The 12,753-nt window shown below is 50.8% G+C and carries 10 protein-coding genes; 2 read left to right on the plus strand and 8 right to left on the minus strand.

What is annotated here, in order from left to right; all coding sequences use genetic code 11:
* Nucleotides 1–141: 141 nt before the first annotated feature.
* From ssb to AC13E3_RS01155, 4 genes are all read right to left on the minus strand, one after another.
* On the minus strand, nt 142–654 hold the full coding sequence (gene ssb / locus AC13E3_RS01140) for a single-stranded DNA-binding protein (RefSeq protein ID WP_153637503.1): 513 nt from the start codon (nt 652–654) through the stop codon (nt 142–144).
* 96 nt (nt 655–750) lie between these two features.
* On the minus strand, nt 751–2,973 hold the full coding sequence (locus tag AC13E3_RS01145) for a DNA topoisomerase 3 (protein ID WP_482901606.1): 2,223 nt from the start codon (nt 2,971–2,973) through the stop codon (nt 751–753).
* A 137-nt stretch (nt 2,974–3,110) separates the two neighbouring features.
* Complete coding sequence (locus AC13E3_RS01150; RefSeq protein WP_482901607.1) at nt 3,111–4,313, minus strand: S8 family serine peptidase; 1,203 nt, start codon at nt 4,311–4,313, stop codon at nt 3,111–3,113.
* Nucleotides 4,314–4,374: 61 nt separating this feature from the next.
* Nucleotides 4,375–5,613, minus strand: a complete 1,239-nt coding sequence (locus AC13E3_RS01155; RefSeq protein ID WP_482901608.1) for a hypothetical protein — start codon at nt 5,611–5,613, stop codon at nt 4,375–4,377.
* Nucleotides 5,614–5,751: 138 nt separating this feature from the next.
* Here AC13E3_RS01155 and AC13E3_RS01160 point away from each other — a divergent pair, with 138 nt between their 5' ends.
* Nucleotides 5,752–6,147: a hypothetical protein gene (locus AC13E3_RS01160; protein ID WP_482901609.1), complete on the plus strand. Its 396-nt coding sequence runs from the start codon at nt 5,752–5,754 to the stop codon at nt 6,145–6,147.
* On the opposite strand, the gene AC13E3_RS01165 is transcribed toward AC13E3_RS01160, so the two are convergent.
* Both AC13E3_RS01165 and AC13E3_RS01170 read right to left on the minus strand, forming a co-directional pair.
* Nucleotides 6,144–6,470: an antirestriction protein ArdR gene (locus AC13E3_RS01165; protein ID WP_482901610.1), complete on the minus strand. Its 327-nt coding sequence runs from the start codon at nt 6,468–6,470 to the stop codon at nt 6,144–6,146. The two genes, AC13E3_RS01160 and AC13E3_RS01165, sit on opposite strands and share 4 nt — an antisense overlap.
* Before the next feature lie 120 nt (nt 6,471–6,590).
* Nucleotides 6,591–7,862: a replication initiation protein gene (locus AC13E3_RS01170; RefSeq protein ID WP_482901611.1), complete on the minus strand. Its 1,272-nt coding sequence runs from the start codon at nt 7,860–7,862 to the stop codon at nt 6,591–6,593.
* 2,040 nt (nt 7,863–9,902) lie between these two features.
* Between AC13E3_RS01170 and AC13E3_RS01175 the strand changes: the two genes are divergently transcribed.
* Complete coding sequence (locus AC13E3_RS01175; RefSeq protein ID WP_482901612.1) at nt 9,903–11,411, plus strand: hypothetical protein; 1,509 nt, start codon at nt 9,903–9,905, stop codon at nt 11,409–11,411.
* A 200-nt stretch (nt 11,412–11,611) separates the two neighbouring features.
* On the opposite strand, the gene AC13E3_RS01180 is transcribed toward AC13E3_RS01175, so the two are convergent.
* Together AC13E3_RS01180 and AC13E3_RS01185 are read right to left on the minus strand one after the other, a co-directional pair.
* On the minus strand, nt 11,612–12,358 hold the full coding sequence (locus tag AC13E3_RS01180; protein WP_482901613.1) for a uracil-DNA glycosylase: 747 nt from the start codon (nt 12,356–12,358) through the stop codon (nt 11,612–11,614).
* A complete protein-coding gene (locus tag AC13E3_RS01185) occupies nt 12,358–12,702 on the minus strand; it encodes a hypothetical protein (RefSeq protein ID WP_136630773.1) in 345 nt (114 codons plus the stop codon). Before AC13E3_RS01185 ends, AC13E3_RS01180 begins: the two co-directional genes overlap by 1 nt.
* Nucleotides 12,703–12,753: the final 51 nt, after the last annotated feature.

A 12,753-nucleotide genomic window follows, 5' to 3' on the forward strand; every position in this document is an offset into this window, starting at 1 on the left:
CATGCTGCACTCCCCTCCCTCTTTCGAGGTTCAAGCCCATTACTGGGCGAGGATAAGTCAGGTTTGCAATAGGCCTACCAACAGCCTATACTTGTAGCACGAATGCCGTAAGCGCTTGATTTACCTAGCAAAACGGCGCACCTAGAACGGTATGTCATCGTCAAAGTCATCCACAGGCTCAGGCATACTGCCTTGTGAAGGCTGATTGCTGTAGCCGCCTGATTGCGCCGGTGCATTGTTCTGCTGACCGCCCACTGGACCGTTACCGGAAGACTGGGAGCGACCTGCAGGAGCGCCCTGATCCGAACCCCGAGTGTCCAGCATCTGCATCTGGCCGTTGATATCCACTACAACCTCTGTCGTGTAAACATCCTGGCCTTCCTTGTTCTGCCACTTCCGCGTTTGAAGTTTGCCTTCGATGTAGACCTTCGATCCCTTGCGCAAGTACTGCCCGGCAACCTCGGCGATCTTCCCGAACATCACCACACGATGCCACTCAGTTTTCGGTACCAGCTGACCGGTCTGACGATCTTTATAGCTTTCGTCAGTTGCAAGATTTAGATTCACCACAGCGTTGCCGTTTGGGGTGTATCTAGTATCAGGATCTTGACCTAAGTTCCCGATAAGTATGACTTTATTCACTCCACGGGCCATAATTTATACCTCTTTCCTAACCTGAAAAATACTCATGTGAATTCCTAACCAGAAACCTAATAATACACCTTGCGCGGTGTATATTGCAAGGGGTTTTTATCCTTTAAATTCCATGGTGGATTTACACTCTGGGAAGCCACTGCATCCCCAAAATTTCGAAGGCCCTTTTCCTTTACCTTTCTTGGATGTCCGCATGCGCATGGCCTTTCCGCAGTCGGGGCACTCTGGCGCGTTATCCGGCTGTTTCTCTCGTTTCTTTGGCTTGCCGCGGGCGTCTGGGAACGTGGCACCACACTTCTCACGATCCTGGCATCCCCAGAAATAACCGTTCTTGCCGGGAATTCGTTTCAGTGGGGCAGAGCATTCGAAACATTGATGATTCGATTCCTCCGCCTTCTCTGCAAAGTCAGTAGCGGCAGAACCCAGATCATTATTGGCAATCTTCTCTTTTCCGGCAGCAACCAACTTGGTCATCCAGTTGACGATTTTCTGTTCGAACTCTTCGAGCGAAAGTTCGCCGGCGGCAATCTTATCCAGCTGCTTTTCCCAGCCGGCCGTCATACCTGGGGAGGCAAGGGCCGGGGGAACAATCTTCAGCATCCCGTAAGCCTTGTCCGTAGCCACAATCTGTTTCTTTTTGCGCTGGAGATAGCCGTAACGGAAAGCGTTATCAAGAATCCCAGCTCTGGTGGCCTGGGTGCCGATGCCGTCTTTTTCGTCCAAAATCTTCTTGAGCTCAGGCTCATCTACAAAACGGGAGACGTTGTTCATTGCACCGAGAAGCGTGCTTTCAGTGAAAGGCTTCGGCGGTTGAGTCTTTTTACTTTGGAGTAATGCCTCGGAGACGGTCCCTTGATCACCGGTCTCGAGGGAAGGCAGTTTTTGCTTGGTGCTGTCTGTTTCCTCGTCGTCTTTGTCGTCCTTGGGGTCGCATGCCTCAGGGTCGTTTCCATAGACAGCTGCCCACCCCGGGGATACTGGAACCTTGCCTGATGCGAGGAATTTCTGTCCCACAGCTTCAAGATTGATCTTGGTGACCTTATCCACCTGGTCTTCACAGAACTGGGCAATAAACCTCAGGCGAACCGCGTCAAATACATTCTTCTCGGCCTCGGGTAGCGCTTTAAAATCGCCAACTTTGGTTGTTGGAATGATCGCGTGGTGGGCGCCGACCTTTGACGTGTTGTAAGCCATGGGCTTCTTGGAGGAGTCGGCCAGAGCCGCTTTGTCCGCCAGCCCGGCATCACCCTCTACCAACGCATCAAGTATCGATTGCACCTGAGGAAACTGGGAGTCAGGAAGATACTTGCAATCAGAGCGCGGGTAAGTAATCAGGGTGTGCGTCTCATACAGCTCTTGTGCCGCCTTCAGGGTTTTTGAAGCTGAATATCCCCAGCGGTTAGCGCAATATTGCTGCAGCGAGGTCATATCAAAGGGTAGAGGCGGTTTTTTGGACGTCTCCCGTGTTTTTACATCCACGACCGTGATTGGTGCGGATCTCAGTTGAGCCGCCAGCTTTTGAGCATACGCCTGGTCAACACAGCGCCCGCCATCGTCAGTGATTGAGCGAGGTGGAATCCAGTTTGCCTTCAAACTGCCTTTGGCAAAATCACCGGTTACGTCGATCGTGAAGTAATCATGCGGGACAAAGTTCTTCCGACGTTCATCATGGAAAGCAACAAGGGCAACAATAGCCGTCAGAACCCGGCCAACGGGTAACGACTCCCGGCTTCCAGCAGCCTGTGCCGTCAAACTGGCAAGCCGACTGAAGTTCATGCCAATAAGCCAGTCAGCATGAGTCCGGCCGATGGCTGCCAAATAGAGGTTGTAGGTCTCTTCGCCCGGCCGGATATCGTTCAAGGCTTCACGAATGCTGACAGGATCCAGTGAGGCGATCGGAACCCGGTAAGTTGTTCCCCAATAGCCGGCACGGTCCATGAGTTCCCGCGCAATCGATTCACCCTCGCGGTCGATGTCTGTAGCGATGTAAACCGTTGTGGCTTTCTTGAGCAGCTTCTCAACGACGTCGTACTGTTTCTTGAAGCTGGGCTTTACCTTCATCTGGAACTGTTGTGGAAGGATAGGGAGGTGCTGAACATCCCATCGTTTCCACTTCTCGTCATACTCGGCGGGTTCGAAAACCTCCAGAATATGGCCAACCGCCCAAGTTACGTAGATCTGGCCGCCATCGGTGGCGTAGCCTTCTTTGCGATCGTTGGCCTTGAGGATGCTCGCCAGGGCCCGGCCAACTTTCGGTTTTTCACAGAGGTACAAGTCCATGCATGTGACTCTTGTTAAGTCAATCAAACAACTTTGCAAATGTACCAGATTGTTTTATTAAATTCACCGGTATTTGTGTTTGCAGATCGTCGTAATCGGACTACTAAGTCCAGATTTCCAAGCCCCAGAAACAAGAAAAGCGCTCAGTTGAGCGCTTTTCCCTTTCATCCCCCAGCTTAAATGGGGTCAACGTAGTCAGCAGGATTAACCTGGAGGGCCGCCTCAATATCGAGGACACCCTGGCCGTGCTGGGTAACGTCGTAGCCTGCGAAGCTGCTGTCGGCGGTATCCAGAAGAATCTGCAGGACGGCAGCATTGCTCAGAGTCGGGAACTGACTCTTAACCAGTGCCGCTGCACCAGTCACCATAGGCGCCGCCTGGGACGTGCCAGATACGTTGATGTAGTCCGTGTTGTTATCAAAGAACGGACCATTGATTTGCGTGCCTGGGGCAGAAATCCAGCGAGCCTGAATGTCAGGATCTGAACCCGGGACATTAGAGCCGGCTGCAATTCCGCCAGAAAGCGTAAACTCAGAGATTTCGAAAGTCTCATCGTCAACTGCGCCAACCCAAAGCGTCTGCTCCGCCAGCCCTGTATCCTTCACCAGCAGATCAACGGTCGTTGCGTCAAAAATGAAAGTGCAGACCAGATTCGCATCGCGCTGTTCTTGAGTGAGAGCGCCACAATCGATCGGGTTGGTGACAAAGACTTCAGTCATGTCCAGCCCGAAGTTACCAGCGGCAACGATCCAGCCAATGTCGTTTTGCTCCAGCGGAGCAAATGTCGGCCGCTCATCGCGAAACTGGCTATTTTCGAAGTAGTCGACACCAGTCAAAGAGGCATTGGCAAAATCTACACCCCAACCGTTCAGGTCTTCGATGAGACCCTTTGCAGTGACGGAATTCGGACTGAACTGCTCATAAACATCGAGCATTAGCAGGTCGACACCCGGCGCAACACCAACATTTTCGCCCCAGAGTTGACTGGTAACGTGAGTGCCATGACCTTGAACATCTTCCTGGTCACCGGTTCTGATGGCATCGTTGAAGTCGTTGCCAGAAATGCCCATGTCCTGAATTTCCTGCTGGGTGTAGACGCTGGCAGGATCAGAGAAAGAGCCGCTGTTCTGATTGAGTGTCTTGCCTGAAAACTCCTCATGAGCAACGTTTACGCCGGAATCAATAACCGCGACGGTTACCCCGGAGCCCGTGATAGAGAGGTTGGCTGCATAATCGGCGTTGATTGCAGGCAAGTGATCTGCCTCGACAATACCATCGCCGGGAGTGACTGGCGTTTCCACGGTACCACCGCCGCCACCGCCCCCGCCGCACGCGGCAAGGACAACTGAAAAACCAACTGCAAAAATTGAACGATTCATTCTTCTCTCCTGTATGGACCTAACCCTTTAAATAATAAAATAACATCAATATAAAGTCAAGTTAGCGAGTTTGGAGCAGCTCGCCGACAAAGCCATTCCAACCGTAATCGAAACCGCGAAGTGTTAGTGGGCCGCCATCCAAGGCTTTCATGCGATCGTTAAACGCCTCATTAAAAAAGCGCTCAGGATGCTGGCTATCAACACCAACTTTCGGCATATCTCGATAGCGCACCGCATCAAGCAAGCTCGCGATTAACGACATCTCATTGGCTTCACCTAGATAGCGGTAGGCTAGTCCGGCAAGGGCAGGGTAGTTGTCCGGCTTCTTGGCGTAAGCGCTGCCATGGGAATTGATAGGGCTGTTGTACAGTGCTTCGTCCAGATCAGCAATGCGCTCACCCCCATGGAAAACACGCTGACCGGTCAGAAACCACTCCGGTACCAGATCTTCGAGCTGGCCATAGGCTCGGGTCCGGGCCGCCTGGTAAGCGCCAACCAGTGCCGTGCGGATAGCTTGATCAGAGGCGCCAGCTTTGATGTTGATGCCCATGTCGTGACTTTCGGATTCAGACAAGTGCGTCTGTTCCCGGTAGACACATACCAGTAGACGGCCGGGAAGAATCTCGAAGGAATCGGTCATAGCATCAAAGGCGGACATCTGATTGAACCGGCGCACCGCTTCAACACGCTCTGGCCTGGGCAACTTCAAATAATGCTTATAAACGTGGTGTGAGGGAGCTCGCCAATCATTGACCGACTTGAAGCCTGGCAAGACGTAATCAAGAACGTCGACCTCTTTGGTCATCTGACTTACAAACAATGATTTCTTGCCTGCCGGCGGCTCGCCACTTCGAGATTTTGAAGCATCCGATGAAACTCGCGCAGTGCCAACCTGTCTATCGAGCGTAACAAGCGAGTCGGCAAACAATGCCGCCCCATTGGGCTCGTTGATCACTGGAAGGCTATCGAGCCAACGATACGGGGCCCAGTCTAACGACGTAGACAGCTTGGTGATTTCAGCGTCAAGCCTGGTGGCGAGCGTCTCGGACTGGTTTGGTGTCATTCCTGCGGCGTTGAAGAGGAATAACTTGTCTGTCGCAATGATGTTGCTGTTTGACCACTTCAGGCATTCGCGGCTGTTATAGCCCGTGAGAAGCGATTCGGGATAACTGAAAGGAACGTCACCGGTTCGGTATGTGGTGATCAATCCGTCACTTGTTCCAGTCGTACCAGATGGGGTGCTGCTGCATCCAGCCATTACGGTGACAGCAAGAAGCGATGCCGCAAATTGTTTTCTCACAATGAAAGTACTCACTTGGTAAGTGGCTTAAATAATTTTATTATACGGATAATCGCATCATTTGAAACTCAAGGAAAGTTGAACTAGCAGTTTGATTTCTTGGGCAATGCTCACCAACGAAGCAACACAGGAAAAAACATGATTTCGTGGGAACAAAACACCCTCTGGATAACATCTCTGTCGACGTGGGAAGGGATCAGCTTCCTGGACTACGAAGCTGCGTACAAAGCAATGGTAGAAAAGAGGATGTGCCACGACTGGGTGAAGGTTGTAGATCTATCCCAGTTTGTCAGTTCTAGGAAAGATCTGAGCAGCTTAAAAGCTTCCAAAACACGAAAGAGAATTGCGGATCTGAACTGGTGGTCAGCAAACAACGGGATGAGATTGCAGGTAGTAATTGTCGGATCTCATGTAAAGCCTCAGGTCCTTCAGGACCTCAAAGAGATCTACCTGTCTCGGGATATTCAAACTGAATTTGTCAGTACTTCTTCAGAGGCTTACCGACTGATTTCTAACTTAAAGATTGCCGTTTAGGCCATGTGTTGAGGGTGGAGCGCCCATGCCTTAGCGCCAGAATATTCGCTCCCACCCTCGGCAATAAACACCACTCCATTTTCATCGACAGCAATAGCCCCAGGCTTCTCATGTTCTGCGTCGCGCAGACCATCTTTCCAACCGTAGGCCTGGCCCTCATAGATCAAAACCACTCCTCCTTTTAGCCCTCTCTGGCTACGAAATTCGAACGCTTTTCTGGAAAGGGCATTAAGCGGTGCCGTCATGATCAACTCCAAAAGGGGCTTGGTTCCCTTGAAAATATTACTCAGATAAACGGTAAATTCCAGAAAGATTTCATCCACAGAATTTGTGCGTAACCCTGTGGATAACTTTACCCCGGGGCTCCGTAAGTGACTAACAAATCCACACTATTGGAGACTTGGTATGAATTTGCACAGTGATCGTACAGTCATAGTTCAGTGTCATGGTCCACTACGGCACTTCGGAAATATCACGGTACTCACCGTTTTATCTTTTCCATCTGCGAAGGCCAACTTAAACCCGTTAAAGACTTCGACTGTCAGAAGGCCCAAACTGGTAGTTACCTGATGTGCACCAAAATTAACAAGTCCGGTTTCCCGGCGTTGATCGCTCCCGGCAGCTCGATCAGGAATGGATCCCGAAGGTTTGTCTAACGTGGATAAGGCCGTGGTAATTGCCTCGCGGTATTTCGATACCGTTTGTCTGCACAAGCCTGATTCACGGGCAATGGCGGAGAAGCTGATTTTGGATCCTTGTGCATAAAGCGTCCGAACAGCTGTCCCTATTCGCTGTTTTGTCGCATTGGCTCGTAAAGCGTGCGTGCGCAGTGCGGATAAGCGCTGACGTTCCTTCTGAGGGAGGGAAGGGTCGAGATTCATGATCCCAGTATTCGGGCGGGAACTGGCGTAATAGTTATCCCATACCCAGCGGCTCACACTTTTAACGGTCGATTTCAGAGAAGAGGTCGGAAGATTCCCCTTTGCATACCCCATGGTGCTGAACCGGTTTAATCCATGGGCCTGCGAGAGGAGATGGTCATAAAACCGCGGGAACGCTCGAGAGCCCTGGCAGCGGAATGACCAGACAGCCGAGAAGGCTATTCGCTGGAGGCTTAGGAATAGGGAAACGTGTCGGGATTCCAGTTGCGAACGGTCCTGATCAAGCGTGTCGCAATCTTTGTTTGACCATGGGGGTGGTTGCTGGGATTGGTAATCGTCAAAGAAAGGGAAGTCCGCCAGCTCGCCAAGCGAATAGATATGACTATGCAGTTCCAGGGTTTCCCATTGCGGATGGCCTGGCGTTTTCGCAACTGGCCCGCCGGCATAATCGATATCCGCGCCAATACGGGAGCGCATGGCCCGATACACTGATTTCATGAACCGCTGCGGAGCCGGCCGGGAATCCGGGCCTGTCCGTACTGGCTCGATGGCGTAAAACCAATGGCTCGATCCAGACTTAGGATCCCGGACAATCAGGTTCGGAGCGGGGAATTGTTCGGATTCCCAGAGCCAGTCGCCGGCGTGGTCAAGATCGAAGACAAGCCAGCTTCTCAGATCTTTCCTGTTCACCTGCATGTAGGGATAGTCGAACGCTAAATGGCGGGGTCGACTGAATACCGCAGTCTTGTTGTATGAGCAGCGGGGGAAATAGGGTGCCTCGCCAAATGCCCTGGATAGGGCGGAGGGGTAGTGGATAGGCACGTAGGCGCCCATCTATAAACCCCTTCCTTGCCAGGATGGCTGGCATTGTTTGATGCACAGGGAATGCATGCAAGTCCTTTTTCAGTTGCACAAAAGGTACCCGCAAGCTAAGATCGGAGGTGTTGAGGTTGCTCTTGATCAAAGCTTGGGTAACTGCTGCGAACGCCAATTCGCAGATCTAATTTTGAGAAAAACCTGAAGCGCCAACTTCAGGTTTTTTTTTGCCTGTCAGTTAATAAGCCATCTGAACGTTCCTTCGTCTAACGGAAGTGCCTGTGTTGCTTCTACTGAGGTGCCGGTAGCCTGGTAGCTCATCCAACAGCGCCTACAAACCTGTTGTTATGGCTTCATAATTTAGACGGCACGGCAGTTTCATGACAAGCCTTAATAGTCATGCTGCTCAATATTTGTTGGCCTTTTGCACCATAAATTCGGGATAAAGCCGCTGATAGCAGTATTTTCTGTGGTGTAAGCAGCACGAAAAAAAATTGAAATTTTTCGCCATTCAGGGGGCAGATTGCTCATCAAAATGGTGTAAGCAGCAGGGTGATTACCCAAAAAGCGGGTGAAACTCCCGTCGTTACTGGGCTCCGGTGATGTAAGCAGCAGAATCAACCGCAATCAGAATGGTGTAAGCAGCACATAGGGGCCAGGTGAAACTGGTGTAAGCAACAGAACACCAGCTCATCAAAATGGTGTAAGCAGCAGGGTCATTGTTCGCAAACGGGCGAGAACACCCGTCGTTGCTGAATTTCAGTGGTGTAAGCAACAGAATCACCGGTACTCAGAATGGTGTAAGCAGCAGGATTGCACCTCGGAAAATGGTGTAAGCAGCAGATCGATTGACCATGAACAGGCACAAACCCCTGTTATTACGGGTTTCCGGTGGTGTAAGCAGCAGAATCAACCGAGCTCAGAGTGGTGTAAGCAGCAGATCACCAGCTCATCAAAAAGGTGTAAGCAGCAGATCGATTGACACGGACAGGCGCAAACCCCTGTTATTACTGAGTTCCGGTGGTGGAAGCGGCAGAATCACCGTTGCTCGTATGGTGTAAGCAGCAGCATTGCCTCTCAAAAAGTGGTGTAAGCAGCAGGTGAGGAGTTGATGCTAGGGCCTGACCGGGGTGTAAGCCACGCCATGAGGAGCTTAAACGTTGATCAAGACTTAAGCGTTACATCTAAGCCATTGATAATAAATGGAATACTGCTGCTCATATATAGACATCGAAAATCACCTCGATTAATCCCCGGCCTTAAAAGGCCCCGCTAGCGCGGCGAGATCTTCGATCCCTGGTTACAACTGCTCACATATAGCATCAGAAAATCACCACAGGCTCCTGAAAACACCCTGTTTGGTGCTCATATATAGCCCTCAAAATTCACCATGGCGTGCTGCTCAAATATAGACGTAGAAATTCACCAACCTCGTGATATGCAGGGATTTGTTCGATACCTGCTGCTCATATATAGACATTAAAATACACCAACCAAGGGCAATTTTTGCTTGCCTTTCGTTTCAATAAAATAAACCGTCCGTCTCGGACAAGCTAAATGGGGCGATTACGGGTATGGAATAGTGCCCAGGCCAGGGACTTGTGGATTGATGGTGTAAGCAGCAAAGAAAATGGTGTAAGCAGCAGAAAAAAGTGGTGTAAGCAGCAGCTTAAAATGGTGTAAGCAGAACAAAAAATGGTGTAAGCAGCTTGTGGATAACGAAATCCCAGATCTTTTTTTGCGCTTCAAAATATTGAAATTTATGGAAAATCCGTTTTTAAAGCTTGCGCCTGATTTCCCCTATAACTGATAACGTATCATAACGTAGTAATAACGTATTAAGCGCGTTGGCTCGCTTAAACCCGTCCCGAATGGGCTCCATTTCCATTCGATCAGTACCCGAATTAGACGAAATTTCCTGTCATAACCACCTTTGGATTGTGACCAAATTAGATATTTTAACTTTCACCTTTAGAAAAGTTTGACACTCAAAAAAAACCCGCTATGCTGCTCAAAATACGTCGATCCTTTGCACCATAGATAGGTCTAAAGGCACTCATGAGCAAAGCCACACAAGATGACACCACGGGTACCCACTTCGAGGTGCCGGAATATTCTGTTGCGGAAAGACAGGATTACCTGGAGCTACCACTGAATCCGCGTGAGATTCAGTTTTTGGCAGCTCTATTTGATGCAGCTGAAAAACATGGCAGCTCCATCGTTACCTCTGTGGAACTGGTGGAAGAGCTAAAGGCCAGAAAGATCGCCAGCTCACGGCCTTCGATCGACCGTTATGGCAGAACGCTCAATGATTACGGTGTTTTCGATGGTGCTTTTCGGAAGTACGGGCACAATAGCAGGAAGCGTAGACTCTGGCGCCTGAGGGACTACACCTCCGTCAAACAGTCCGTTGACCAAAAGATCGAAACAAGTGCCAGGAAGAAACGAAACCCCATTGCCCGAAGCCAGAGAATACGGGAAAGCAATACTCAATATCTAAAGTCCCTCGAAGGGGCCACCCCACGCAGTGAGAATTTCTTCTTCGGTATTCTTGATCGCTGCATGCCTCGTTCCAGCTGGGAAGACGTGCCCGACAACTTCATGGTGACACAGCTGACGTTCCAGAATGAGATGGTGACCATTGAGACATCAACGCAGACCAATGGTGACCGCCTTCTCACCTGGAGCGATAAGCCGGTTATGCGGGCGCTTTTGACGCAAATTGCTGGTTTAATCGAAGTACGCCTTGCAGAAGTCGGTGGTGATGTGAATCAGTTGGAGAATGCGTTTCCCATAGATACCGTGGAAATAGCGGATCTGATGGAGCTGGAGCATCCATCCAACACGAAGAATCAGCGCCGGATATACAATGCGATCCGGGCCATGGAAAGTACCCGTTTTGATGTCAAAGTCGACGACGTACAAAACAGTAAGTTCATGAAGTTCTTCAACTTGGATGAGAGCACACACTATCTGAGTGAAGCTCATTTCCGACTGCTCTCGCACATTGATATATACGATGATATGACTCAAAGGGAAGTGCCGCGTCATCTCGTGGTTAGTCTCGGAGCTCATCTCTGGTACCGGATCAAGAACAATCCCACGACCAAGGCGATTTTCAGGGCGCATCGAGAGATGCTCAGTCACCGCGTCAGTGGAATTATGCAGGTTGTCTACGATTATCTGCGCCCGGTGATATTTAAAACCCCGGGAAACAAGAGAGAGCGCAAGATCAATAAGCCGCTCCAACATTTCGCCCGGACCCTCGTTCCTTCGATGGATTATTCCGCGTTCAAGGAAAAGTTCATCAAGGGTCTGAAGGCTCACGACCCTGGCCCGTTTGAAGGCTGGGTTGAAGAATCCGGCGATCCGGTGAAGGTGAAATTCTGCGGCTATTACATAACCCTTTTCCGCTTGCTGGATCCGGATCCAGAATACAAAACCCGTGACAACCTAATCATCCAGGTAGAGCGGGATAAGTGGGATCCGATCATTGGAGACGAAAACAAGAAGTCTGCGCCTGTACCCACCACGCTGACTGGCAAGCGTCAGTATTCCTTCTTCTGAATCGAAAACCGGCAGAGGAGGCGTCTAAACTCTGGGCGCCTTCCTCTGCAGCTCCCTTTTTGTCCGCTCGTTCCTCGCATTATCAAGCTCGGTCAGAGGGTAGTGTTTGCAGGGAAATAGGAAGCCCAGAGAGTCGCGTAACGCTGACTCACACAAAGGGCATTTGGCTGGTCTGATCTTATTCCCGCTAATCTGCACCTTCAAAAAAGGCTCTCCTGGGCTGACTCCGGCTCAGTGGTAGGTTGTACTGGAACCGTCCATTGTACCGGCGTCAGTCCATTAAAACAGAGTATCTGGTTGGCAGCTTCAAAGCAGCCAGACCCTAGAAACGCCGGGAAGTCTTTGCCGCTCCTGCTTGCAGCAAGAGGGCTCGGATGTGACGTTCGAATGACGTGGTGGTTCGGGTTTTGGTCTTGAGCCGCAACATCATGCGCCCAGCGTCCCCACGCAAGATACACAATCGGCTGGTCGAGTGTTGCCAAGTAATCAATGGCAGCACCGGTAAGAATCTCCCAGCCCTTCTTGCCATGGGCCCCGGCTTGTCCAAAGCGTGTGGTTAAGCAGGTGTTGAGCATCAAAACGCCATTTTCAGCCCATTCCGAGAAGTCGCCATTGTGGAAGGTAACGATCTTGCTAACTCCAGTGATCTCTTTGACGATGTTTCGAGCCGATGGGGTCAGTTTGTATCCAGGCTTCACACTGAACGACAGGCCGGTAGCCTCGCCATTCATGTAAGGATCTTGCCCGACAATCACTACCTTCACCTGGTCCGGTGGGGTAGTGTGAAATGCGCGAAACCAGTCTTCCCGGGGAGGGCAGATCTCATGTTCTAGGCAGTCGCCAGCAAGGAAGGCTTCCAGAGCTTGGACTTTCGGGTTGTCGACATGCGCTAGCAACACATCGCGCCAGTCGTTTTCAATCTGCTGAATCTGTTTTGAAATTTGCATTAGTGGTCGTTGGACGCCTCGGCCGGTTTGCGCATGTATTTGTCCACGTTCACGAAGCCTGTTTTAAGGTCCTGCGGGTTTTCCTCATCGTACATCACCACCAGAATCCAGCCCTCCGGAAGCCATGCAACCGGGCCTGAAGTGGCGTCGAGTTCCGCCCACTTTTGATCGTCCTCAAGCGCCTTATCGTGTTCCAGCTCTATGATCCTGTCTTCAAGCATAGGATGAACCCCTCTGAAAACAGAGCGAATCTTCCAGTTGTCCCCGACATCCAGTGCACAGCGTGCAGCATATTCCTGAGAGGACCATGGATCATTGAATAAGGGTTGGGTGGCATCGGTCATATAAAGTCCTATTTGAAGCCATCAGGCATAGCTTAGAGTTTCTCGAAACTA

The organism is Marinobacter sp. L-80 (assembly GCF_056859395.1).

What these genes read in the sequence shown, in the direction of transcription:
- ssb (WP_153637503.1), bottom strand. Translation starts at nt 654, where the DNA reads ATGGCCCGTGGAGTGAATAAAGTCATACTTATCGGGAACTTAGGTCAA.
- AC13E3_RS01150 (WP_482901607.1), bottom strand. Translation starts at nt 4,313, where the DNA reads ATGAATCGTTCAATTTTTGCAGTTGGTTTTTCAGTTGTCCTTGCCGCG.
- AC13E3_RS01160 (WP_482901609.1), top strand. Translation starts at nt 5,752, where the DNA reads ATGATTTCGTGGGAACAAAACACCCTCTGGATAACATCTCTGTCGACG.
- AC13E3_RS01170 (WP_482901611.1), bottom strand. Translation starts at nt 7,862, where the DNA reads ATGGGCGCCTACGTGCCTATCCACTACCCCTCCGCCCTATCCAGGGCA.
- AC13E3_RS01175 (WP_482901612.1), top strand. Translation starts at nt 9,903, where the DNA reads ATGAGCAAAGCCACACAAGATGACACCACGGGTACCCACTTCGAGGTG.
- AC13E3_RS01180 (WP_482901613.1), bottom strand. Translation starts at nt 12,358, where the DNA reads ATGCAAATTTCAAAACAGATTCAGCAGATTGAAAACGACTGGCGCGAT.
- AC13E3_RS01185 (WP_136630773.1), bottom strand. Translation starts at nt 12,702, where the DNA reads ATGACCGATGCCACCCAACCCTTATTCAATGATCCATGGTCCTCTCAG.